The 24369-nt window shown below is 67.5% G+C and carries 15 protein-coding genes; 9 read left to right on the top strand and 6 right to left on the bottom strand.

The genetic code is table 11. The features are described from left to right. Positions 1-52 precede the first annotated feature (52 nt). Both ABEA50_RS00075 and ABEA50_RS00070 read left to right on the top strand, forming a co-directional pair. The gene (locus ABEA50_RS00075) at positions 53-4219 is read left to right on the top strand and encodes a PD-(D/E)XK nuclease family protein (protein ID WP_425577553.1); all 4167 of its coding nucleotides are present in this window, start codon (positions 53-55) and stop codon (positions 4217-4219) included. Continuing rightward, positions 4216-8361 carry a UvrD-helicase domain-containing protein gene (locus ABEA50_RS00070; protein WP_345492861.1) on the top strand — a complete coding sequence of 1382 codons (4146 nt, stop codon included), beginning with the start codon at positions 4216-4218 and terminating at the stop codon, positions 8359-8361. Before ABEA50_RS00075 ends, ABEA50_RS00070 begins: the two co-directional genes overlap by 4 nt. Here the strand turns inward: ABEA50_RS00070 and ABEA50_RS00065 are convergent. After that, the gene (locus ABEA50_RS00065) at positions 8318-8731 is read right to left on the bottom strand and encodes a DoxX family protein (protein ID WP_345492860.1); all 414 of its coding nucleotides are present in this window, start codon (positions 8729-8731) and stop codon (positions 8318-8320) included. The two genes, ABEA50_RS00070 and ABEA50_RS00065, sit on opposite strands and share 44 nt — an antisense overlap. A 155-nt stretch (positions 8732-8886) precedes the next feature. On the opposite strand from ABEA50_RS00065, the gene ABEA50_RS00060 reads away from it, so the two are divergent. Further along, complete coding sequence (locus ABEA50_RS00060) at positions 8887-9936, top strand: potassium channel family protein (protein ID WP_345492859.1); 1050 nt, start codon at positions 8887-8889, stop codon at positions 9934-9936. A 63-nt stretch (positions 9937-9999) separates the two neighbouring features. Next, positions 10000-10905, top strand: a complete 906-nt coding sequence (gene nudC / locus ABEA50_RS00055) for an NAD(+) diphosphatase (RefSeq protein WP_345492858.1) — start codon at positions 10000-10002, stop codon at positions 10903-10905. Between the two features lie 189 nt (positions 10906-11094). Here nudC and ABEA50_RS00050 read toward each other — a convergent pair whose 3' ends face one another. Beyond that, the gene (locus ABEA50_RS00050) at positions 11095-11325 is read right to left on the bottom strand and encodes a mycoredoxin (RefSeq protein WP_345494582.1); all 231 of its coding nucleotides are present in this window, start codon (positions 11323-11325) and stop codon (positions 11095-11097) included. A gap of 461 nt (positions 11326-11786) precedes the next feature. Between ABEA50_RS00050 and ABEA50_RS00045 the strand changes: the two genes are divergently transcribed. The 3 genes from ABEA50_RS00045 to ABEA50_RS00035 all read left to right on the top strand — a co-directional run bounded on the left by ABEA50_RS00045 (position 11787) and on the right by ABEA50_RS00035 (position 14849). Then, positions 11787-13937, top strand: a complete 2151-nt coding sequence (locus ABEA50_RS00045; protein ID WP_345492857.1) for an ATP-dependent DNA helicase UvrD2 — start codon at positions 11787-11789, stop codon at positions 13935-13937. A 131-nt stretch (positions 13938-14068) separates the two neighbouring features. Beyond that, positions 14069-14386, top strand: a complete 318-nt coding sequence (locus tag ABEA50_RS00040) for a hypothetical protein (RefSeq protein ID WP_345492856.1) — start codon at positions 14069-14071, stop codon at positions 14384-14386. Between the two features lie 136 nt (positions 14387-14522). After that, positions 14523-14849: a WhiB family transcriptional regulator gene (locus ABEA50_RS00035; RefSeq protein ID WP_425577552.1), complete on the top strand. Its 327-nt coding sequence runs from the start codon at positions 14523-14525 to the stop codon at positions 14847-14849. A 159-nt stretch (positions 14850-15008) separates the two neighbouring features. On the opposite strand, the gene ABEA50_RS00030 is transcribed toward ABEA50_RS00035, so the two are convergent. The 3 genes from ABEA50_RS00030 to ABEA50_RS00020 form a co-directional block, all read right to left on the bottom strand. Beyond that, positions 15009-16352, bottom strand: coding sequence for an ABC1 kinase family protein (locus ABEA50_RS00030; protein WP_345492855.1), 1344 nt, complete (start codon positions 16350-16352; stop codon positions 15009-15011). An 83-nt stretch (positions 16353-16435) separates the two neighbouring features. After that, on the bottom strand, positions 16436-17299 hold the full coding sequence (locus ABEA50_RS00025) for a TOMM precursor leader peptide-binding protein (RefSeq protein WP_345492854.1): 864 nt from the start codon (positions 17297-17299) through the stop codon (positions 16436-16438). Between the two features lie 544 nt (positions 17300-17843). Continuing rightward, a complete protein-coding gene (locus ABEA50_RS00020) occupies positions 17844-19283 on the bottom strand; it encodes a zinc-dependent metalloprotease (RefSeq protein ID WP_345492853.1) in 1440 nt (479 codons plus the stop codon). Positions 19284-19432: 149 nt separating this feature from the next. Here ABEA50_RS00020 and ABEA50_RS00015 point away from each other — a divergent pair, with 149 nt between their 5' ends. After that, complete coding sequence (locus ABEA50_RS00015; protein ID WP_345494580.1) at positions 19433-20458, top strand: YlbL family protein; 1026 nt, start codon at positions 19433-19435, stop codon at positions 20456-20458. Here ABEA50_RS00015 and ABEA50_RS00010 read toward each other — a convergent pair whose 3' ends face one another. Continuing rightward, complete coding sequence (locus ABEA50_RS00010; protein WP_345492852.1) at positions 20459-21061, bottom strand: PPA1309 family protein; 603 nt, start codon at positions 21059-21061, stop codon at positions 20459-20461. 249 nt (positions 21062-21310) lie between these two features. On the opposite strand from ABEA50_RS00010, the gene ABEA50_RS00005 reads away from it, so the two are divergent. Beyond that, positions 21311-24304, top strand: a complete 2994-nt coding sequence (locus ABEA50_RS00005) for a UPF0182 family protein (RefSeq protein ID WP_345492851.1) — start codon at positions 21311-21313, stop codon at positions 24302-24304. The last annotated feature ends 65 nt before the right edge of the window (positions 24305-24369 follow it).

Here is a 24369-nt window from a genome sequence, read left to right as displayed (position 1 = left end):
CGACGATGCCGTTGTGGGCGTGTCGGTCGTGTCTGTTGCAATAGCCCACGTGGTGCGATCCGATAGCGCGGTGCGGCTAGTTCGCCGGAGCGTGACGGCACCCGGGCCGAGGACCTGGGGAGCCGACGTTCGCGCGCTGTTCGCCGCCGCCTCGGGGGCGGGGTCGGCGCACCAGGGGTGGCGACCGTGGCAGGTGCTCGGTGGGCCAGGCACCGGCAAGACCTCGTTGTTGGTGGACCTCGCCGCCGAACGAATCGCCGAGGGCGCCGACACCGAATCGGTCCTGCTGTTGACCCATTCGAAGCAGGCGGCGCTCGCCGTGCGCGATGCGGTCACCGTGCGGATGGCCGGTGCGGTCCCCGGCGCTACCAGGGATCCGTTGGCGCGCACCGTGCACTCCTATGCCTTCGCCGTCCTGCGCAGGCAGGCGAGCGTGCACGGCAATCCGCCGCCGCGACTGCTCACCGGCGCCGAACAAGACGCGACGCTGCGGGAGATGTTGCGCGGCGATCGCATTGACATCGATGCCGGCGCGCACGGATTGTGGCCGCAGCGGCTATGGCCCGCCCTCGATGTCGGTGGCTTCGCCGAACAACTGCGTGATCTGATGTTGCGCGCCACCGAACGTGGCATCGGGCCCGAGGATCTCATCCGGCTCGGCCGCGAGCAATCCATGCCCGAGTGGGTGGCGGCGGGTCGCTTCGCGACCAGGTATGAGCAGACGATGCTGCTGCGGTGGGCGGTGGGCGTGGAAGCCCCCGAGGCGACGGCGCCCGCGCTCGATGCGGCCGAACTCGTCGGGGCTGCTTTGGACGCGTTGGCCGCCGATCCTGCTCTGCTCGCGGCCGAACGTGCGCGGATCGGATATCTGTTGGTCGATGACGCTCAGCACCTGGACCCGCAGGCCGCGATGTTGGTGCGTGCGATCGGTCGTGGCGCGCACACCACCGTGATCGCCGGTGACCCGGATCAGGGGATTTTCACCTTCCGTGGCGCGGATCCCGGTTTCGCCGCCGATCCCGGCGCGCCGGAGGGGCAACGAATCGTGTTGCGCGACAACCATCGCAGTGGCGCCGCGGTGGGTACGGCCGTCTCCCGGGTTGTGGCACGCCTGCCGGGTAGCGCGCCACAGCGGTTCGCGACCGAATCGGTCGAGCGCGACGACGCCACCTCGAGTGCCGAGGTGCTGGTCCGAGTGTTGGCCACGCCGGCGAAGGAGGCGGCGTTGATCGCCGATCACCTGCGGCGCGCGCACCTGACCGAGGGGGTGGCGTGGTCGCGGATGGCGGTGATCGTCCGCTCGGTGCCGTTGTCGCTGGCTCCGCTGCGTCGTGCGCTGCTCGCGGCGGGTGTGCCGGTGCAACAACCCGCGCTGGACACGCCGCTGGCGCGACGACGCGGCGCCGCGTGGATGTTGTTGTCGTTGCGCGCGATTCTGGCCGGTGAGCATGCGGGGCGGGCGGAGCTGTTCACCGCCGACGACGCCTTGGACCTGTTGTCGGGTCCGTTGGGCGGTGCCGATCAGATCGGTCTGCGTCGGCTGCGTCGGGGTGTGCGGCGCAGCGTGCTGCAAGCGCAGCGGGGGAATCGAGTCGGTGTGCCGGCGGATGCCGGTGCGAGAACTGTTGAGTCCGAAGACGATACCGACGCGATCTCCAGCGAACGCGCCGACGACCCGCGGGAACCGATCGACCGAGAACGCGCATCGGCTCCTGACACCGTGCCGCGTGACCCCGACAGCGCGGGAGAGACTTTTCGGCCGAACGTCATCGTCGGGCCGAGGCAGGAAGGGCAAGAGTCGTTCGGCGACGGCATGGGTCAACCGCTGGGTCACGGGGAAGATCTTGAATCGCAGTCGGACTCAGTATCCGAGGGCGCCTTCGACGCGGGTGATTCGGTAAGCCGCACCGACGGTTCGTTCGCCGGGGACCGCGGCCGTTTTCAGCGCGCGACCAGATTCGATCGCGACGCCGCGGACGCCGATTGGTACGGCCTCGACACGGACGCCGATGCGCGCGACGACGAACTGATCGCGGAATCGGATGTGTGGGAACCGGAGTGGGACGAACCCGATGCGGGGGATGTCGCGTCGACCGGTCCCAAGGCCGCCGCCGAGGACGCCCCCTCGGACTCGCTCGCTGTGCTGCGAGGTCGGCTCGACCAGGACGCAGCCTCGGGAAGCGCTGCGGAACAAGCAAATTCATTTGGCGAATTCCGCGATTCTTCCGCACCCGACGCGGCAACCTCCCGATCCGAGGGAGCACAGTCCACGTCGACGACATCGGACTCCGAACCCGGTGCGGTGTCTGCGTCCGACCCGCCGGTGCCGTCCGGCCGGGAAGGCGATTCCGAGAAGTCCGCGTCGGACTCGACGGGCTCGGTGCCGTGGGGGCAGGACGAGCCAGCGGCGACATCTTCCGAAGGAGGCGTCGACGAACCCACTGTCGATCAACCGTCCGCCGAGACCTTGCGTGACTTGATCATCGGCGTGGGTGATCCGGCTGTGCTGGCGCGGCTGACCGATGTCGAGGCCGCTGCGCTGCGCCGGGTGCTGGACGCGCTCGACCGGGCGCGCAAGGCTCGACGCAGGGGTGCGGGTCTGGAGGACGTGCTGTGGGCCCTGTGGACCGGGGCGCGGCTGCAACGGCGCTGGGTCGCGCAGTCCGAGCGGGGCGGCGCGATCGGCATGCAGGCCGACCGCGATCTGGATGCCGCGGTCGGCCTGTTCGATGCGGCCGCGACGTATGTGGACCGGCTGCCGAAGGCGAGCGTGCAGGGTTTTGTCGAATACCTGACACAGCAACAGATTCCGTTCGATTCGTCGGCGCGCACGGTCGACGGTGGCGGGGTCGCGTTGCTGAGCGCGCACGCGGCCGCCGGCCGCGAATGGGACGTGGTGGCGGTAGCGGCGGTGCAGGAGGGCATCTGGCCGAACCCGCGCTCGCGCGGCACATTACTGCGCACCGAAGACCTGGTCGATGTGGTGGCGGGAATCGCGGACGCGGGCGAGCGGGTCAGTCGTGCGGCTCCGATTCTGGCGGAGGAACGTAGGTTGCTGCTGGTCGCCTGTAGTCGTGCGCGTCGGTCGTTGTTGGTGACGGCGGTGGAGTCGGTGTCGGGGGAACGCGATCTTGTCCCTTCCCGCTTTCTCGCCGAATTGCTCGGTCACGACGAGGCGGTCGAGCCGGGTGCGCTCCCGATCGTCGATCCCGGCCGCGCGTTGGCGCTGCACGCGCTGGTGGCCGAGTTGCGCGGGGTGGTCTGTGACATCGAGGCGGATCCCGCGCGCCGCGGTCGGGCAGCGCACCAACTGGCTCGACTCGCGGACGCGGGTGTGCCGGGAACACATCCTGACAGCTGGTATGGCACAGCGGAATTGAGTTCGTCACGGCCGTTGTGGGAGGCCGATCAGAGCGCGGTGGGTCTGTCACCGTCGACGGTGGAGTTGCTGCGTACCTGCCCGCTGCGGTGGGCGCTGGAACGACACGGTGGCACCGACGGTGACAACCGTAATGCCGTGCAGGGCAATCTGGTACATACGTTGGTGCAGGCGTTGGCGGGCAATGTCCCCGAGCAACAGGTGCGGGCGGCGCTCACGCGGGCGTGGGCCGCTGTCGAGCCGGAGGACGGGTGGCATTCGCGACAGGAGTTGCGGCGCACCGAGGCGATGTTGGCGACCTTCCTGGACTGGGTGCGGCGCAGTCGTGGCGAGCTGACCCAGTCCGGTGTCGAGGTGCCGATCGACTGCGTGCTGCCCGCGCGCACCGAAGACGAACGACCCGTACGGATTCGAGGTCGGGTCGACCGTTTGGAGCGCGACGCGCTCGGCCGGTTCGTGATCATCGACGTGAAGACCGGAAAGACGCCGGTCTCCAAGCAGGCGGCGGTCGACCATGCGCAATTGGCGACCTACCAGGTGGCCGCCGCGGCGGGCGCACTCGATCCGGAATCCGCGCGGGAGCCGGAGGAATTTGGCGCTCCCGGCGGCGCGCGTCTGGTCTATGTAGCCAAGCCGAGTACCAAAGACGGTGCGACGCAACGCATGCAGCCTGCCCTGGATGACGAGTCGGTGCGGCAATGGCGCGACACCATCCACGACGCGGCGGCCGCGACGCAGGGCCCGGAATACGTGGCGACACGCAACGACGGGTGTCGCCATTGCCCGGTCGCGGGCAGTTGCCCGGTTCAGGACACCGGGCGGCAGGTGACCGACGAATGACCGGTGATGCCGATGCGAGGGTGACGCCGAGGCGGTTGGCCGAGGCGTTGGGCCTGCCGACCCCCACCGACGAGCAGGCCGCGGTGATCGCCGCCCCGCCCGGCCCGACCTTGGTCGTGGCGGGCGCGGGCGCGGGGAAGACCGAGACGATGGCCGCGCGCGTGGTGTGGATGGTGGCGAATCGGCTGGTGCTTCCCGATGCGGTGTTGGGTCTGACCTTCACCCGAAAAGCCGCGCAGCAGTTGACCTCTCGGATCCGTACTCGGCTCGCGCGGCTGGCGGGTTCGCCACTGCTGCGTGAGCTCGATCCGACCGGTGCGATGCGCACGCAGCTGTCCGGAGCGGAACCGGAGATCAGCACCTATCACTCGTACGCGGGCCGGCTGCTCGGCCAGCACGGGTTGCTGCTTCCGGTGGAGCCCGCCGCGACCTTGCTCACCGAAACCCAGCTGTGGCAGCTGGCGCATCAGGTGGTGCGTGGCTGGGATGGCGACCTGGACACCGAACGCAATCCGGTCTCGGTGACCGAGGCGGTGCTGGCGTTGTCCGGTCAGTTGGCCGAACATCTGGTGGAACCCGAGCAGCTGGCGCAGGCGCACACCGAGTTGGCGAAGCTGGTGCATACCCTGCCCGCGGGGCCGAGACAGCGCGGCGGGCCGAGTCAGGTATTGCTGAATGTGGTTCAGGTACAACAGGAGCGGGTGGCGTTGCTGCCATTGGTGCGCAGGCTCGCCGATGCGCTGCGCCGACGCGGTGCACTCGACTTCGGTGCGCAGATGTCGTTGGCCGCACGGCTGGCCGCCGACCATCCCGAGGTGGGGATCGCCGAACGCGAGCGGTTCGGTGTGGTGCTGCTCGATGAGTATCAGGACACCGGGCACGCCCAGCGGGTGTTGTTGGCAGCGCTTTTCGGCGGCACGAAGCACCTGCCTGTGCGGACACAAGCGCGCGGTCATGCGGTGGAGGGTGCCGGGAGTTCCGGATTCGCCGGCGCGCATCGCCACGATCGCCCGGTCAGCGCTGAACCAGGACCCGATGCCGACCGGCCACGCCTCGCGGTCACCGCGGTGGGCGACCCCATGCAGTCGATCTACGGCTGGCGTGGTGCCTCCGCGGCGAACTTGCCGCGATTCGCCACCGACTTCCCTTGCGCACCCGATGTTCCCGCGCCAACGCTGCCGTTGCTGACGAGTTGGCGCAACCCGCCGGAGGCGCTTGCCCTTGCCAACCTCGTCGCGCAACCGCTGCGCCAGGCCGCGATCGACGGCGGCGGCGTCACCGTCGACGCGCTGCGGGCCAAACCTCAGGCCACCCCCGGTGTGGTGGCGGCGGCACTCACCGAGACCGTGGCCGAGGAGCGGGAGTGGATCGCCGAGCGGATCGCCGCGGAATGGGCGGCCACCCGCGCGGCGGACGCGCCACCCCCCACCTCTGCGGTGCTGATCCGCCGCAACGCCGACGCCGCACCGGTCGCCGAAGCCCTACGCGCACAGGGGCTTCCGGTGGAGATCGTGGGCCTCGGCGGATTGCTGGCGACACCGGAGGTCGCCGATGTGGTGGCCACCTTGCGACTGATCGCCGAGCCGGGTGCCGGCAGCGCGGCGATGCGCGTGCTCACCGGGGCGCGCTGGCGCCTCGGTGTCACCGATCTCGCCGCGTTGTCGCGCAGGGCGCGCGAATTGTCCATCCGGCGCTTCACGACCGAAGGCGCGCAGGACATTACCGACGGCGGCACTCTGGCCGAGGCATTGCGGGAGGTGGCCCCGGAGCCCGCCGAGCGAGCCGGGCTTGCCGACGCGATCGCGGATCCCGGTGCACGCGAACAGTATTCACCGTCCGGCTTCGAACGGATCGTCGCGGTGGGGCGCGAACTCGCCGCCCTGCGTGAGCGCAGCGGCCAGCCTCTCGCGGAGTTGGTCGCCGACGTGGAGCGCACGATCGGGGTGGGTGTGGAGGCTCAGGCGCGGCGCGCGATGCTCGGCACCGGAGCCGGTCGCGAACACCTGGACGCGTTCGCGGAGGTCGTCTCCGGGTACGCGGCCGACACCGGTGCCTCGCTCAACGGTCTGCTCGCCTTCTTCACCGCCGCCGAGTCGGTCGAAAACGGTTTGCAGCCGGGCGAAGTGGAGGTCGCCAAGGACCGGGTGCAGGTGCTGACGGTGCACGCGGCGAAGGGCCTGGAATGGGAGGTCGTCGCCGTCGCCCACGTGTCACGCGGGGTGTTCCCGTCCGCCAGCGCCTCGGGCACCTGGCTCGGCGCGCTGGCCGAACTGCCGACCGGCTTGCGTGGTGACCGCAGGCAGGACGACGCCGTCGACGGTGTCCCGATCCTCGACCTCGCCGAACTCTACGATCGCAGTGATCTCGACCGCGCGATCAAGGCGCACAAGGAGGCGTTGGAGCATCGCAGGATCGACGAGGAGCGGCGCCTCTTCTATGTCGCCCTCACCAGAACCGAACGCGTGCTGCTGGTTTCGGCCCACCACTGGGCCGAGACCGGGACCTCACCGAAGGGGCCCTCGGATTTTCTGCTGGAGCTGAAGAAGGCCGCCGAGTCCCTCGAACACCCCGCCTACGCGACCATGGTGATCGACCGTTGGGCGGACCCACCCGCCGCCGACGCGGTCAACCCGTTCACCGACAGCCCGGCCTCGGCACCATGGCCGCGTGACCCACTCGGCTCGCGGCGCGCGGTCATCGAGCAGGGCGCCGCACTGGTCCGGGAGGCGCTGGCCGACCTGCGCGCCGCGCCGCGGTCGGGATCATCGAGCGAAACGACCACGCGCCGTACATCGCACGCGCCGAGGTCGACCAGCGTCGCTGCGCGAGGTGATCACGGGGACGCCGCCGATTCGGGACCCATCGACGTCTTCCCGCCGGACCAGGACGACTTCGTCTCTGCCGACGACTTTCGCCTGCCGGTCGACAACGGTGACGAACCAGTCGATGCGGCAGCGGTAGTCGAAGGATCTGCGGAGCATCATGCGATAGCGAAACCGGGACAGATGGCGGATTCGGGATACACTGCGGGACCGCTCGATTCGGCTGATGAGCGCGGGACGGACGCGCACACCGGCCAGGACGTGGGCGGTGAACCAGTAATGGCGCGCTCCGTTGATGGTCGGGGCACCTCGACACGAGGGCCGGAACGCACCCACGCGGCGGATACCGAGGTGGCGCTACCCCGCGACCCCGCCTCCGCGGACCCGGGTGACATTGGTTCGACAGATGCTGCCTCGAACCGTGCTGATTCAGGCGAGGCTGGCGCGAGCGACAATGATTACTACGCGGATCTGAATTTCGGCGATCTTCCCGAACCACCGAATGATCCGGACTACGACCTTCCGCCGGACGATATCGGCCCCGCCGCACCACCTTTCGAATCCGCCGTCGATCCGGACGACCCCGAGGGTTGGGCCGCCGACGTCGACGCGCTGCTCGCCGAATTCCAGGCCGATCGCACGAGCACGCACGAGGTCGAACTGCCCGGTCAGATCGCGGCTACCGCCCTGGTCGAGATGCGGGCCGACCCGTCGAAGCTGGCCGCTCGCCTGCGGCGACCCCTGCCGTATCCGCCGAATCCGCTGGCCCGCAGGGGAACCGCGTTCCACGCCTGGGTGCAGCGCTGGTTCGCGACCACCCGACTGCTCGGCCTCGACGACTTGCCAGGCGCGGCCGACGGTCCCGAGGAGGCCGGGGTGGACGCGCAGCTGGTCGCCATGCAGGAGGCGTTCTTGAACTCACCGTGGGCCGACCGCAGCCCGATCGAGGTGGAGGTGCCGTTCGAGACCACGCTCGCGGGCACCGTGATCCGTGGCCGGATCGACGCGGTCTTCACCGAGCGCGTCACAGGACAGCCACCGGGCTGGATTGTGGTCGACTGGAAGACCGGCGCGGAGCCGAGCGAGGCCGAGGAACCCGCGGTCGCCACGCAGCTGGCGGTCTACCGGGTGGCTTGGGCGCGGCTGATGGCGGCGCGGGAGGGCGGCACCGAGCAGCAGATGCTCGAAAGGGTCGGCGCCGCTTTCCATTACGTCCGTACCGGACGCACCATCGCGCCGTCCGAGCTGGCAGGACCGGAGGAACTCGCCGAGTTGATCAGCCGCGCCGCGCCAGGCGACTCACCTTCCGCGCCTGGGTGATCATCGGAATCTGGAGCGGCAAGCGCAGCACGGTCCCGATCTTGAACGCGGTGGACGCCTTCTCGTTGCGCACCACGTCGTAGGTCATCTGCACATTCGCGGGGAAGACCGCGAGGAACAGCAGTACGGCCAAGCGGCCACCGAGGCTGCGCGTGCGGGGGATCGCGAGCGCGGCCGCCACGCCGATCTCGGCGACGCCCGAAGCGTAGGTGTAATTGCGTGCCGGTCCCGGCAGTGCAGGCGGAACGATCGAGTCGAACGGCTTCGGTGCGACGAAATGCAGCACTCCGACACCGAGAAGCATGCCCGAGAGCGTGAGAGCCGGTCGGCGTCCGGTGTCGGTGGGGGTGGTCACAGAGTTATCGGCCATAAGGCACTGTGGCATTCTTTGCCGTCGGCGTCGAGCCAGGCCCCGCGCGCTCGGCGGGCGAGTTCCCTGCGACAGAGTAGGCTTCCGTGCTGTGCCGGAGGGACTAGCTGGGCTGCGGGCAGCCGACACGGAAAACGACCCGAGGGGGGCGAGCGGTGTTCGGTGACCGCGCGCGCGCCTTGTCGAGCCGTCCCGATTTCGCGCTGGTCGGCGTCCTGCGCATCCCGGAAATCCAGACCAGTCCGTGGATTTCACTCACCCGGCGGGTGCTGTTCGCCATCGGGTTGCTGTTCGCGGCGGCATTGGTGGTGTTCATCGGACGCAGCGGATACCGTGACAGCTCCGGCGACGAATTGTCTTTTCTCGACGCGCTCTACTACGCGACGGTCTCGCTGTCGACCACCGGATACGGCGACATCTCGCCGATCTCACCGACCGCGCGACTGGTGAACATCGTGCTGATCACGCCGATGCGCGTGTTGTTTCTCATTATTCTCGTCGGCACCACCCTCGGCGTGCTGACCGAGCGCTCCCGTCAGGCTTTCAAGATCCAGCGATGGAGGCACTCCGTGCGCAATCACACCGTGGTCATCGGATACGGAACCAAGGGTCGCACCGCGATCGACGCGATGCTCGGCGACGGCGTCCAGCCCGACGACATCGTGGTGGTCGACACCGACGTTGTCGCCTTGGAAGCAGCGGCGAACGCGGGCCTGGTCACCGTGCACGGCTCGGCCACCCAGTCCGACGTGCAGCGGCTCGCAGGTGTGCAGCACGCGATATCGGTGATCGTGGCCACCAACCGCGACGACACCGCGGTGCTGGTGACCCTCTCGGCGCGCGAACTCAATCGCAAGGCCAAGATCGTCGTCGCGATCCGCGAGGCGGAGAACACCCACCTGGTGCGGCAGTCCGGCGCGGACTCGGTGGTGGTGTCCTCGGAGACGGCGGGGCGACTGCTCGGTATCGCCACCACCACCCCGACCGTCGTCGAGATGATGGAGGATCTGCTGACCCCCGAGGCGGGTTTCGCGGTAGCCGAGCGCGAGGTCGAACAGCCCGAGATCGGCGGCTCACCACGGCATCTCAGCGATATCGTGCTCGGGGTCGTGCGCGGTGGCGAGCTGATTCGGGTCGGCGAACCCGAGGTGGACGCGCTGGAGTCGGGCGACAAATTGCTCTACATCCGACGGGCCGCCAAGTAGGGCTCGACGGGTGGGAGCGGTCTGGTCGGTAGGCAACCGAGCGGGGCGCGATAGTGTGGGAGCGTGTCGGCCTTTCAGCTCAATGGTGTTCCGTTGCTCTCGCGTTCGGTGTTCGATCGAGCCGAGGAGATTCGCGCCGACGCCGAAGCGTTGAAGAAGGGCTGGCCGGAGGCCAAGCTGCTGCGGGTGAACCGGCGCGGCCAGTTCCGTTTCGAGCACGGTGCCCTGGTGTTCGGCGCGGCCACCGAGCTCGCCGACGAACCACACCCCGCCGCGGTCTTCCTCGGTATCGATGGTGGCAACCATCTGTGGGCGATCCGGGACAACGAACTCACCGGACCGCTGATCGACCTGCGCGGTCTCGCCGGCGGGCTCGACGACTTCACCGCCGCGGTGCTCACCGCGGCCAATGCGGTGCTGAACTGGCACGACAAGGCGGGTTTCAACGCCGCCGACGGTGCGCCGACTACCGCGATCAAGGCGGGCTGGTCGCGGGTCACCGAGAGCGGGTACGAGGAATTCCCCCGCATCGACCCCGCGGTGATCTGCCTGATCCACGACGGCGGCGACCGCGTGCTCTTGGCCCGTCAGCACAGCTGGCCGCCCACCCTGTTCTCCCTGCTCGCCGGGTTCGTCGAGGCGGGGGAATCCTTGGAGCGGTGCGTGGAACGGGAAATGCTGGAGGAAGTCGGCCTCGAGGTCGGCGAGATCACCTATCTCGGCAGCCAGCCGTGGCCGTTTCCGCGTTCGCTGATGCTCGGCTTCTCGGCGGTCGCCGACCCCGAACAGCCCCTGGTCTTCGCCGACGGCGAGATCACCGAGGCGCACTGGTTCACCCGCGCCGAGGTGGCCGAGGCGCTCGGCGTCGGTGATTGGTCGGCGCAGGGCGAGGGCGCGCGACTGCTGCTTCCCGGATCGATCTCCATCGCCCGCACCATCGTCGAGTCGTGGGCGGAGCAGGAGAGCTAGTCGCCGGTTCGGCGACGACTGTCGCGGGTGACGCGCGGGCCGTGGCGTAGGACGTGGATGCCCAGATCGTTGATCGTCACGCGGAACCGGGCGATCCGGCCGAGGCGCCCTGCGCGCCACCGACAGTTGTGTCCTGTGCAACGATGACGCGAATCATCCACCCGCGCAGTCGGTTTCCCTGAACAGCCGTCAAGAAATGCCGGCAAGTACTCGCTTCACCTCGGCAAGGGAGGGGTTCGTCGCGGTGGAACCGTCGGAGAATTTCACCGTCGGCACCACATGGTTGCCGTTGTTCACGCTGCCGACGAAGTCCGCCGAGGCCGGGTCCTGCTCGATGTCGACCTCCGCGTAGGTGATGCCGGCCTCGGTCAGCTGCGTCTTCAGCCTGCGGCAGTAGCCGCACCAGGTGGTCGAGTACATCGTCAGGTCAGGAGTCTGCTCAGTCACGGACGATGCAACGTCGAGCGGCACCGGGTTGTTCCTGACCGGTGCGAACCGTCGAGGGTTGTCTCGCGCACGCGCCGACATCACCGGTGTCCGCCGAATGGCTCCGTGCCCGCACACCGAGATGGCGGCGTCGCGCATGTTCGGCCCGCGAATTGCTCGTCGCAGCCCTGTCGACAATCCGGTGCGCGCGACGGCACGACCACCGAGGAGGGTTTATCTCGGCATCGGGTTTCCGTGATCGCTCGCGCACCCGCGCCAGATCGGTGCTCCTCCGATGCCCGTCGATGAGCGCATTTCGCGCGGATTCGTCGCGCGGGCGGCGGAGGTTGCCGGCCGCTTCGGGCGGCGAGTGACCAGCCAGGTCCTAGCGCGCGACGTCGTGTCGGATCGTCGTGGCGCACCCGTGGCCGCGTCGCCTGTCGGTCGGCACTGTCATGATGGAGCCCGTGCCCGCACTAGATCTCGCCGCCCTGGACCCGGAACAGGCCGCGGCGGTCCGTGCGCCGCGCGGACCGGTCTGCGTGCTCGCGGGCGCGGGCACCGGCAAGACGCGAACGATCACCTACCGCATCGCCCATCTCGTTTCCGAAGGTCACGTCAAGGCCGATCAGGTGCTCGCCGTCACCTTCACCGCACGCGCCGCGGGGGAGATGCGCGCCAGGCTGCGCGCCCTCGGACTCGGCGGCGATGCCACCCAGGTGCAGGCGCGCACCTTCCACGCCGCGGCGCTGCGTCAGCTGAAGTACTTCTGGCCACAGGTCGTCGGCGACGTGCCATGGCGGCTGCTCGACAGCAAGTTCCCGATTGTCGCGCAGGCGGCCAACCGGGTCGGGTTGTCCTCGGCCACCGACAGCGTTCGGGACCTGCTCAGCGAGATCGAATGGGCCAAGGCCGCGCTCGTCGCCCCGGAGGACTACCCGGCGACGGTCGCCAAGCTGCGGCGCGAGACCCCCTACGACGCGATGCGCGTCGCGCAGGTGTACGCGGGCTACGAGAAGCTGAAGTCGACACCCGACGGTCTGCTGTTGGACTTCGACGACCTGCTGTTGCACACGGCCGCGGCGCTGGAGGACTTCCCCTCGGTGGCGGACGAATTCCGTGGCCGCTACCGCAGTTTCGTCGTCGACGAGTATCAGGACGTCACCCCGTTGCAGCAGCGGGTGCTCGACGCGTGGCTCGGTGAGCGTGACGATCTCACCGTCGTCGGTGACGCGAACCAGACGATCTACTCGTTCACCGGCGCGACCCCGACGTTTCTACTCGACTTCTCCCGGCGCTTCCCCGAGGCCACCGTGGTACGCCTCGAACGCGATTATCGTTCGACCCCGCAGTTGGTTTCGCTGGCCAACCGGGTGATCGGCATGGCGCGTGGGCGCATCGCTGGCACCAGGTTGCAGCTGATCGGTCAGCGCCCCGACGGTGTGGAACCCACGTTCCGTGAGTACGACGACGCTCCCGCCGAGGCCGCCGCGGTCGCCGCCGCCATCAAGCGGTTGATCGCCGAGGGCACACCCGCCGCGGAGATCGCGGTGCTCTACCGGATCAACGCGCAGTCCGAGGGCTACGAACAGGCGCTCACCGAACGTGGCATCCCGTTCCAGGTGCGCGGCGGCGAGGGCTTCTTCACCCGCGCCGAGGTACGCCAGGCCGTGCTCGCGCTGCGCAAGACCGAGGCGCGCGAGGATCTGCCAGCGCCGGCGCGGCGCGGAGCCGCGTTGATCACGCTGGTCCGCGCGACCTTGTCCGCGCACGGGCTCACCACCGAGGAACCCGCCGGCGCACAGGCGAGGGAACGCCGCGAAGCGATGGTCGCGTTGGTGCGCCTCACCGAGGAACTCGTCGAACACGACGGCGAACTGGACCTCACCGGCCTGCTGCGCGAGTTGGCCGCCCGCGCCGAGGCGCGGCACCCGCCGACCGTGCAGGGGGTGACGCTGGCCTCGCTGCACGCGGCCAAGGGATTGGAGTGGGACGCGGTCTTCCTGACCGGATTGTCCGACGGCACACTGCCGATCGCGCATGTGCTCTCCTCGGACATGTCGGTGGCCGACGAGGCCGCGCTGGAGGAGGAGCGGCGGCTGCTTTACGTCGGGGTCACCAGGGCGCGTGAACACCTGCGGTTGTCCTGGTCGTTGGCGCGCAACGAGGGCGGCAAACGCTCGCGGCGGCGTTCGCGCTTTCTCAATGGCCTGGTTCCCGACGATTCCCCCGCGTCGAGGATTGCCAACTCCGTGCCGCAGCGGGGCGCGACGCGGGAACGTCCGACGTGTCGGGTATGCGCGAAGCCACTGATCGGCACCTACGCGACCATGCTCGGTCGGTGCCGCCGTTGTCCCGCCGAGCTGGACGCGGAACTGCTTGCGGCACTACAGGAATGGCGCACGGAGAAGGCCGAGGAGCTGCGGGCGCGCGAGTTCGTGATCTTCACCGACACCACGCTCACCGCGATCGCCGAACAGCTTCCCGCCGATGACGCCGCGTTGACCGCGATTCCGGGAATCGGCGCGAAGAAGCTGGAGCAGTACGGCGCCGAGGTTCTCGCGATCGTCGGTTCGCGGTTGCGCGCGTCGCCGAAGACCGATTGATCAGCAAAACCGCAGGTAGAAAATAGGTTGTCGCATCGGGGAAAGTTGCCTAATGTAGAGATCACGCATTCGGGAGGTCACTCCCGCGCGGACGTAGCACACATCATCACGAGAAGGAGGGAGGCAGCGACATGAACAGCATCGTGAACATCAACGCTTTCGGCTTTATGGCCGACGCGGCTGATGCGCCCATGCCCGCCTCCCGGGGGATCCTCGCTTTGCAGGGGATCAGCACGTCTTGCTTCGACGCGAGCACCGCACTCGTCAATCCGCCGGTGTACCCGTCCGTCGTCGTCAAGCACGTGTTCAGCGGAGGTTGGCAGCATGTCGCCCTCGGTGTCTCCGCAATGGAGGCCAACGAGCCGGCGGCAGCACTGCAGGCAGTACGACTCCGCGACGCACACCCGGCGACCGTGATCAGGAATCGACAGAGATGTCGACCTAGGTAGGGACCTTCCCCACCAGACCTCCTGGCCACGGCTCGCACACCGCGAAACCGTGGCCATTGTTTTCGGCCCTTCAGCCGAGGCACCGGTTTCGCGTCATGAAATACGAACCGCTGCAAACGAGTTGAAGGAGAACGACGTGTTCACCGCACAGCAATGGCCGACGGCCAGTGCAGATGTGACATGCCGGACCGGGGTGGCTGACAAGCGGGCTCGGGAGGTCACCAAGTCCGTGCCGTGCCGAGCGGGCGGCGATCCCGACCTCTGGTTCGCCGAAAGCCCGGTCGAGCTGGAGCAGGCCAAGGCGTTGTGTGCGTCTTGTCCGATCCGCAAAGGCTGCTTGAACGCGGCCATCGACCGGCGCGAGCCGTGGGGCGTCTGGGGTGGTGAGATCTTCGATCAGGGAGAGGTCATCGCTCGCAAGCGTCCGCGCGGTCGTCCGCGCAAGGTCGCGATCCCGGCATGATCCGCGCCGTTGTCGTCCCTCCCTCCGATCGAAGTGTCCGGCCGGGTCCGCGTGACCTGGCCGGAGCCATCGAACGAGAAAGCAAGTGAGCCGCTCACCCGTTGCCGGTGAGCGGCTCGCCTGCGTCGTCGTGCCGCGTCGGCTCCCGCGGCGAGAGGGCTAGCTCGTGGTGAGTTCTTCGCGGAAGCCGGGCATCCAGGTGCGCACCAGTTCCATGAACGGCAGCTCGGCATCGAGTTGGGCGAGAATGCCCACCGAGCCGCCGAGCACCCGGAAGATCATCACGAATTCGGCAGGAAGTTGCAGTGCGCGTGCGGTTTTCATCTCAGGGCCGGAGATGTCCGAGGCCTTGCCCGCCACGCGCTGCATCCACGTCCTGGTGAAGTGGAAGGAATCCGACTTCACCGGGTCGGTGAACGGACGCAGATAGTTGGCGATCTCCTCGTCGGTGACGGTACGGCCGGGAATGACCCACCCGTTGTCGTACATCAGCTTGATCAGCTCGTCGTAGCGATCCTCGACCTCCAGCGCCAGCATGTGTCCCAAGACCGGTGGGTACCCATCCGGCAACGGCGCGCAGGCACCGAAATCGATGACGGCCAGCTTGCCGTCCTCGAGCACCATGAAGTTGCCGGGATGCGGGTCCGCGTGCAGCAGGCCGACGGTCTCGGGGGAGGAGAAATGGAACAGGCCCATCAGTCCGGCGACCCGATTGCGTAGCGCCACGGTGCCTTCCGGATCCGCCGCGCCCTGCTTGATGATCGCCGAGACGGCGGTGCCGTCGAGCCATTCGGTGACGATCACCTTGGGCGCGCTCGCGACCACCTTGGGGACCACGATCTCGGGATGTCCGTCGAACCCCTTGGCGAAGGCGCGCTGATTGGCGGCCTCGTTGCGGTAATCCAGTTCTTCCTCGGTGCGCTCGGTGATCTCGGCGAGGATCGGTTTCACGTCGGCGCCGGGGATCAGTGTGGAGAGCACGCCCGTCATCCTGGACAGGGTCTTGAGGTCCGCGCGCAGCGCCTCGTCGGCGCCGGGGTACTGCACCTTCACCGCCACCGTGCGCCCGTCCGACCACACCGCCTTGTGTACCTGGCCGATGCTGGCCGAGGCGGCCGGAGTGTCGTCGAAACGCTCGAACCGTTGCCGCCACTGCTTGCCGAGTTGCTGGTCGAGCATCCGGTGCACGGTCTCTGCCGGCATCGGCGGCGCCTCCGCCTGCAGTTTTGTCAGTGCCTCGCGATAGTGCTCGCCGAATTCCTCCGGGACCGCGGCCTCCATCACACTGAGCGCCTGGCCGAATTTCATCGCCCCGCCCTTGAGCTCACCGAGGATGGTGAACAGCTGTTCGGCGGCCTTCTGGTTCAATTGCGCGTTGATCTGCGACTTGTCGCCTCCGGCAAGCTTCTTACCGAACCCGACGGCGGCCCTCCCGGCGATACCGAGCGGGATTCTGGCCAATTTGGCATTGCGGGACGACCCACGGCGCACAATCTCAGACACGTACCCATCATGGCGGATGGACCCCGTGGTATGCCATGGCAATCTTGATGTGAACGCCCCGCCAGCCGCGCCGAGCGGGGCTATCACTCGGATACTTCCGCGTGTAAGCCACGACACACGCAGTCCCGGTGACGAATCCAGCGCCGTTGTTGCACCAGGTGGGAGTGCGGATCCAATTCCACGGTGGTGTCCAAGGTCACCGGCGGTCGGCGCGCGGACAAGCTGGAAATCGATTCGAGCTCGCCCAAAGCGATGGCCGCCGTAGCCGCGATCGTCGCAGGTGAAGCGCTACCGACCCGGCCGTAGAGCTGTGCGGCAAGATGCGGCCAGTCCGCGTCGTTGTCGGCGCGCCGCAGATCCGCGCAGCGCAGGCAGCTGGTCGCGCCGGGCAGGACCAGGGGACCGACCATGCCTCGGCCGTCGCGAACCCGGACGGGAAGATGCGGAATACGGTGGCGCACAAGTTCGTCGACGAGGTGGGGATCGGGAATCAGTGCGTCGGCGAGGATCACGAGGTCGGTGTGCCACGTTCGTACCGGCGGCGTGTTCGCGCCATACTCATGCGATCGACTCGGGTGCAAGCCCATCCGGCGCGCACCCGTGGTGAGCGCGTCCGAGAGCGGACCCAATCCGTGTATCCGCACCTCTGTGACCTGCCATGCTCGATCGACGGGGTGCTCGAGCAGTTCGGCGGTGTCGATCAGATCCAGCAGTGCCAGTGCCTGTTCGGGAGTGATCCCGTATTCGTTTGCCTGCCAGAGGATCTGCGGACGAGTGTGCGAGCCGTCGAGCAGGCGCAAAAAGCCCAGTACGGTGTCGGTTTCGAGCCCCTCGGTCTCGAGCACCAGGGAATCCTCGGGGTGCCAACCGAGTTGGATGGCACCGCCGGGACGCACCAGGATCGTGACCTGGGGCGGCAGGATCGGGCCTCGGCAGATCGTCGTCATGGCCAAAGTATGCGCAACGGTGGCCGTGCGCCCCGCGACGAAAACCGGGGTTATCCACAGGTTTTGACGTCATCAACAGGACAGAGTCACGGGACGCTGTGGTGTCCCCGCGCAGGTCAGGGCCTCGCGTTCGGAATGCGACGCTACATTGATCCCCAGCAGGGAAACTTGATCGCCGCAGACCAGCGAGTCAGCAGCTCACGCATCGTCGCGACCACGTTCGGCGCACCTGTAGGCGCATCGCGCGACCGACTCAACGAAGTCGGAACTGCACCGGGAGCGATACAGCCGCGCTGGACTGCCATATGCAGCGCACGCACCGTGCAGCGTTGGCGACGGCGCATCGATAGTGAACCGAGCCCCAGCCAGGACCACGCACTCGCGCCGGGCGACGCGACAATGGACCGGCTGCCACGGGAAAGCGGCAGACCATGTTCATCGAGACATCGATACCGCCGGTGTATCTGATCGACAATCCAGCGGTCTCGATGATCGCGCCTGACCGAGCACGCGATCGGCTCGGCGGCACACCACGTTTCGCGGACTATTCGGTCCCGCTGTCCTTGTCCGGCTCGCCCTTGCCCAGGTCGGGGCCGGACTCGGTGCCCTTGCCCTGATCGTTCTTCTCGCGGTCGGCCTTCTCGCGTGCCTCGGTCTCCGCGAGTTGCGCGAGCGGATCGTCGAAGGCGGTGGTGGTGCCACCGATGACCGAGTCGATGAACCCGGCGGGGGAGTCGAGGTCGTTCGAGTCGGGCAGCAGGTCGGGGTGCGCCCACACCCCGTCGCGCGCCTCGACGCTCGCGTCGGTGCTGAGCCTGCGCCACAGCGCCGCCGCCTCGCGCAGTTTGCGCGGGCGTAGTTCGAGCCCGACCAGGGTCGCGAAGGTCTGCTCCGCGGGGCCGCCGGTGGCGCGGCGTCGCCGCAGGGTTTCGGCGAGCGCACCCGCACCGGGCAGCCGATCGCCGACCGCGTCGGTCACCACGACCTGCACCCAGCCCTCGATCAGGGCCAACAGCGTTTCCAGTCGTTCGAGTGCCTGCTTCTGTTCCGGCGTCGTCTGCGGCTCGAAGGCGCCCTGCGAAAGGATCTCCTCCAGCTTCGACGGATCGGCCAGTGCCATCGGGTCCATGCCCTCGGCGGCCTGCTCGATCGCGGAGAAGTCCATTTTGATGCCGCGCGCGTAGTCCTCGACCGCGGCGAGTACCTGCTGGCGCAGCCACGGCACGTGCGCGAACAGTCGCTGATGGGCGGCCTCGCGCGCGGCGAGGAACACCATGATCTCGCTCTCGGACTGCTCCAGCCCCTTGCTGAACTCCGCGATCGCCTCGGGCAACAGTGCGGCGGTCCCGCTCGGGCCGAGGGGTAGGCCGATATCGGTGGAGGTCAGTACTTCCTTGGCGAGTTGACCGAGCGCTTGGCCGAGCTGCGATCCGAACGCGAGCCCACCCATTTGGCCGAGCATGCCGACCATCGGCGCCGCGAACTCCTTGGCGTCCTCCGGCAGCGCGGATGTCCACATGCCGGAGATCTGCTCGGCCACCGGATCACACAGCCGCTGCCAGGTCGTCAGCGTCTCCTCGATCCAGTCGTTCGCGGTCCATGCCACGGTCTTGTTCGCGCCCGCGGGCAAGGTGGTCGCGCTGTCGAGCCAGAGTTCGGCCAGGTGCGCGGCGTCGGTGACGGCCTTGGTGGTGCCGGAGGACACCGGCGTGATGCTGGCACCGAGTTGTTGGCGGGCCAACCGCTTGGCGACGTCGTAGTTCACCGGCCCGGCTTGCTGCGAACCAGGCTGACCCATACCGCTGATCATCTGCCCCAGCGAGGTGAGCATCTGGCCGAGCTGGTTGGGGTCGAAGCCACCGCCGCCGGGGCCGCCGGTGCCGAATCCGAACGGATTGTTCGCGCCGGGGTCGTTCGGCTCCTCACCACGCTTGCGTGAGTCGTCGTCATCGCCGCTCGAGAATCCGAAGGGGTGGTCACTCATGACCTTTACGTTACGCGTGCGGAGCACCGGTCTACGCGCCTCGGCGGTGGTCGGATGTTCGCGCGGCGCGAAATCCTCCTGGACGCGCCAGGATGACGAATCCGTGCCTGGCCCGCACGCTGGTGCGAATGATCATTAGTGTGGTCCGGGTGAATCGTCGGATCCTCACTCTGGTGGCCGCCCTGATCCCGGTGCTCGTGCTCGGTGTGCTCGGCAGCGCGGTCGCGGTGCCCTTCGTCGCCCTCGGCCCCGGCCCCACCTTCAACACCCTCGGTGCGGTCGATGGCAAAGACGTGGTGGACGTCCGTGGCGCCGAGGTCGACCCGACCACGGGACACCTCAATATGACGACGGTGTCGGTGCGCGATCAGTTGAGCATCTTCGAGGCCTTCGGCTACTGGGCCAGCGGACGGCACGGGTTGGTGCCACGTTCAGAGGTCTATCCGCCCGGTGTGTCGCGCGAGGAGATCGACAAGTCCAATCAGGAGGACTTCCAGGATTCGGAGAGCAACGCCGAAGTGGCCGCGCTGCACCAGCTGAACCTGCCGACGGTGGTGAAGCTGCGCAAGGTCACCGAGGACGCACCGGCCAAGGATGTGCTGCGCGAGGGCGACGAGATCATCAGCATCGACGACGTCCAGGTCGGCACGCCCAAGGATGTCGTCGACGCGGTGTCGGGCCGCGCGCCGGGCACCGAGCTGACGGTCCGGCTGCGTCGTGCCGACGCCGAACAGACCGTCCAGGTCACCGTCGGGGCGCGGCCCGACGACCCGGCCAAGGGCTACCTCGGGGTGACGCCCGGCGAGGGCGCGCGCCCGCCGATGCAGGTGGCGTTCAATCTCGCCGATATCGGGGGACCGTCGGCGGGGCTCATGTTCAGTCTCGCGTTGATCGACAAGTTGACGCCGGGCGAACTGGACGGCGAGAAGTTCATCGCGGGAACGGGAACCATCGAGCAGGACGGCAAGGTCGGCCCGATCGGCGGCATCCAGTACAAGATGATGGCCGCGCGCGAGGCGGGCGCCGAGACCTTCCTCGTCCCCGCCGCCAATTGCGCCGAGGCGCATCAGCGCACGCCGGACGGACTGCGCCTGGTGAAGGTGGACAACCTCGCCGGTGCGCTCCAGTCGCTCGACGACCTCAATGCGGGCAGGCAGACCGTCGGCTGCTCCTAGCTAGTCCTCGGGGGTGTTCTCCAAGGTCTGGAACAACGCCTCGATGACATTCGGTGCCAGGTTGGGATAGGTGCGCAGGTCGAGTTCGGCGAACGATTCGTCGTCTTCCTGCTCGTCGGGTCGTAATTGCAGCAGGGCCAACGAGGTTCCCTCGCGCAGTACCGCGGCGAACAACCGCGCGTCGCGGCGATCCGGATGTGACTGTGCCGCAGCCCTTCCCGCGGCATCGGCGGCGTCCTTGTCGGCCAACAGCGGGGAAAGCGCGTCGTCGAGGGTAGCTTCGGCGTCCGGCGGCAGGACGACGATCTCCTGTGCGAGCACGCAGCCGCGCACGGCGGGCGGCCAGCTGGTGGTGGCGAGGAATTCGTCCAGCGCGATCGAGCCACCGGTGATGTCGTCGGGGAACAGGTCCTGCGCGATCGGGGTCAGTTCGGCGCCCTCGTCGAGTTGATCGAGCAGTTCCGGCTGCACCGCGACCAGGTCCTGGGTGGGTACCAGTGCGAACATCTGCGGCGGTTTGGCCCAGCCCTCGGCGTCGACGAACTCCGCCACCTCTCGGACGGCGCGGGCGAGGATGAGTTCGGCGTGCAGGTCTGCGGTCACCGGGACATCCAATCAAACGGGGGTGTCTCGGGTTCGTGAGCCCGTGTGTTCGGTGGGCCGGATGGTGATTTCGGCGGTGGGGATTCGTGCCCGAAATGCCCGGCGAGCAACCCTGTCCTGTTCTCGGTGTCCGATTTCCGTAGAGTGGGCGCAACGGTCCGTGAGGACCACCCAGCAAGATCGGACTGCGGCGCAGGCAACCGGATGACGTATCGGTGTGAGTGCCGCCGGACCCTGGAGAGTGGCACCGTGGGCATGCGGCCCCCCACCGGCTTACCTTCGCTGTCTCGACGCAGCCGTGTGCTGTTAGTGACAGCCATAGTCATCGCGGCCTTGTTGCTGCTCGGCCCGAGGCTGACCGACACCTATACGAACTGGTTGTGGTTCGGCGAGGTCGGTTTCCGCAATGTGTATCTGACGGTGTTGCGCACCAGGGTGCTGTTGTTCGTCGCGGTCGCTGTCATCGTCGGCCTCATCGTGTGGTTGGCGATGCTGTTGGCGTATCGCTCACGCCCGGTGTTCGTTCCGATCGCCGGTCCCAATGATCCGATCGCGCGTTACCGCACGACGGTGATGGGCAGGCTGCGACTGTTCGGGATCGGCATCCCCGTGGTGCTCGGCCTGTTGTCGGGTCTGGTGGCGCAGTCGAACTGGGTGACGTTGCAACTGTTCCTGCACGGTGGTGAGTTCGGTCAGCAGGACCCGCAGTTCCATCTCGACATCGGGTTCTACGCGTTCGATCTTCCCTTCTATCGCATGGTGCTGAACTGGTTGTTCGTCGCGATCGTTATCGCCTTCTTCGCCAGCCTGATCACGCATTACCTGTTCGGTGGGTTGCGCCTGAGTGGTCGGGAGGGCACGCTCACCCGGCCCGCTCGTATCCAACTCGCGGTCCTCGCAGGCACATTCGTGTTGCTGAAGGCGCTCGCGTACTGGTTCGACCGTTTCGATCTGTTGTCGAGCAGCCGCAAGATGCCCACGTTCATGGGTGGTTCCTACACCGACATCAATGCCGCGCTGCCCGCGAAGCTGATCCTGTTGTCCATCGCGGTGATCTGCGCGCTCGCGTTCTTCGCCGGAATCGTGTTGCGCGATCTGCGTGTTCCCGCGATGGCTGCGGCACTGCTGGTGCTCTCCTCGATCTTGGTGGGCGCGGTGTGGCCGCTGGTCGTCGAGCAGTTCTCGGTGCGCCCGAACGCCGCGGTGAAGGAAAGCGAGTACATCCAACGCAATATCACCGCCACCAGGGATGCGTACGGGATCACCGACGACAAGATCGATTACCAGGACTACAAGGGCGAAAGCAGCAAGAACCTGGCCACAACGCCGGGTGATGCCGCGACCATCGGCAATGTGCGTCTGCTGGATCCGAATATCTTGTCGCCGACGTTCACCCAGCTGCGTCAGCTGAAGAACTTCTACGGCTTCCCCGAGGCACTGGACATCGACCGCTACAACCTCGACGGTTCGGTGCAGGATTACATCGTCGCCGCGCGTGAGCTCTCGCCGTCGGCGTTGAGCGGCAACCAGACCGACTGGATCAACAAGCACACCGTCTACACCCACGGCAACGGATTCGTCGCCGCCCCGGCCAACCGGGTGAACAAGCCGCAGTCCTCGGACCCGAATGTGGCGGGTGGTAGCAGCGACAGCGGTTACCCGATCTTCATCACCAGTGACTTGTCCACGCCGAAGGACAAGCAGCGCATCGAGGTCGACCAGCCGCGCGTCTACTACGGCGAGCTCATCTCGCAGGCCGACCCGGATTACGCGATCGTCGGCGCGGACGAAGGGGAGAACCCGCGCGAATACGATTCCGACGTCGCGCAGTTCACCTATGACGGCAAGGGCGGCGTGCCGATCGGCAACTGGTTCAACCGGTTGGCGTTCGCGGCGAAGTACACCGAGCGCAACATCTTGTTCTCGTCGGCGATCAGCAGTGATTCCAAGATTATCTACAACCGCAATCCGCGCGACAGGGTGCAGAAGGTGGCGCCGTGGTTGACCGCGGACCGCAATGCCTATCCCGCGGTGATCGGCGGCAGGATCAAGTGGATCGTCGACGCGTACACGACATTGGACAAGTACCCGTACGCGCAGACCACCCAGTTGGACGGCGCGGTCGAGGACAGTATCGACAAGAAGACCGGTCGGGTGCTGCCGCGCAAGGAAGTCAGCTACATCCGCAACTCGGTGAAGGCGACCGTCGATGCCTACGACGGCACGGTGGATTTGTACGAGACAGACACGAGCGACCCGGTACTGAAGGCGTGGCGTGGCGTGTTCCCCGGCGTGGTGAAGCCGGAGAGCGAGATCACCCCTGAGCTGCGTGCGCACTTCCGGTACCCGGAGGATCTGTTCAAGGTGCAGCGCGAGATGCTGACCAAATACCACGTGGACGAGCCGCGAGAGTTCTTCACCAACAACGCTTTCTGGTCGGTGCCGAGCGATCCGACTGTCGACGGCGGCACTTTCAACCAGCCGCCGTACTACGTGCTGTTGGGCGATCCGAAGACCAATAAGCCGGTGTTCAATCTGACCAGCGCGATGGTGGGCTACAACCGGCAGTTCCTGTCGGCCTATATCTCGGTGCGTTCGGATCCTGACGGCTACGGCAAGTTCACGATCCGGCGTTTGCCCACCGATACGCAGACACAGGGACCGCAGCAGACACAGAACACGATGACCACCGCACCGGAGGTCTCGCAAGAGAAGACACTGCTGTCCAACTCGAACAAGATCAAGTACGGCAATCTGTTGACCTTGCCGGTCGCCGACGGCGGCATCCTGTACGTCGAGCCGTTCTACAACGAACGTAATACCGGGCCTGACACCGCCACCTTCCCGCAGCTGTTGCGTGTGCTGGTGAGCTACCGCGACGAGGCGGGCAGTGTGAAGGTCGGTTACGCCTCTACCTTGGCGGAGGCGTTGGACCAGGTGTTGCCCGGTGCGGGCGCGTTGGCGACACCGGCGGGCGGCGATCCGGCGATCCGACCGGTCCCCGGCGCGCTGCCGCCGACCGATCAGGGCACCAACCCGCCGCAGTCCGGGAGTACGCCACCGGCGGGCGGGCCCGCGCCGCCGACCGGTTCGTCGGCGGCAAGGGACGCGGCCGCCGCGGACCTCAGTAAGAAGATCGATGCGGCCCGTGCCGCGTTGAGCAGCGGGAACTTCGAGGATTACGGCAAGGCTCTGGACGAGTTGGACGCCGCCGCGAGGGCATACCAGAACGCTGGTCGCTGACCGGCGGGGAACATCTCGTACCGAAAACGCCGACGGCGTCGCTATCACACTGTGATAGCGACGCC

Source organism: Nocardia callitridis (assembly GCF_039543305.1).
Classification (GTDB): domain Bacteria; phylum Actinomycetota; class Actinomycetes; order Mycobacteriales; family Mycobacteriaceae; genus Nocardia; species Nocardia callitridis.
Note: the sequence above shows the minus strand (reverse complement) of the source record. Positions and strands in the feature narration are given on the sequence as shown.

Excerpts from the sequence above, each read along its gene's own strand:
- ABEA50_RS00070 (WP_345492861.1), top strand. The coding sequence starts at position 4,216 with ATGACCGGTGATGCCGATGCGAGGGTGACGCCGAGGCGGTTGGCCGAG.
- ABEA50_RS00065 (WP_345492860.1), bottom strand. The coding sequence starts at position 8,731 with ATGGCCGATAACTCTGTGACCACCCCCACCGACACCGGACGCCGACCG.
- ABEA50_RS00050 (WP_345494582.1), bottom strand. The coding sequence starts at position 11,325 with ATGTACTCGACCACCTGGTGCGGCTACTGCCGCAGGCTGAAGACGCAG.
- ABEA50_RS00045 (WP_345492857.1), top strand. The coding sequence starts at position 11,787 with ATGATGGAGCCCGTGCCCGCACTAGATCTCGCCGCCCTGGACCCGGAA.
- ABEA50_RS00040 (WP_345492856.1), top strand. The coding sequence starts at position 14,069 with ATGAACAGCATCGTGAACATCAACGCTTTCGGCTTTATGGCCGACGCG.
- ABEA50_RS00025 (WP_345492854.1), bottom strand. The coding sequence starts at position 17,299 with ATGACGACGATCTGCCGAGGCCCGATCCTGCCGCCCCAGGTCACGATC.
- ABEA50_RS00020 (WP_345492853.1), bottom strand. The coding sequence starts at position 19,283 with ATGAGTGACCACCCCTTCGGATTCTCGAGCGGCGATGACGACGACTCA.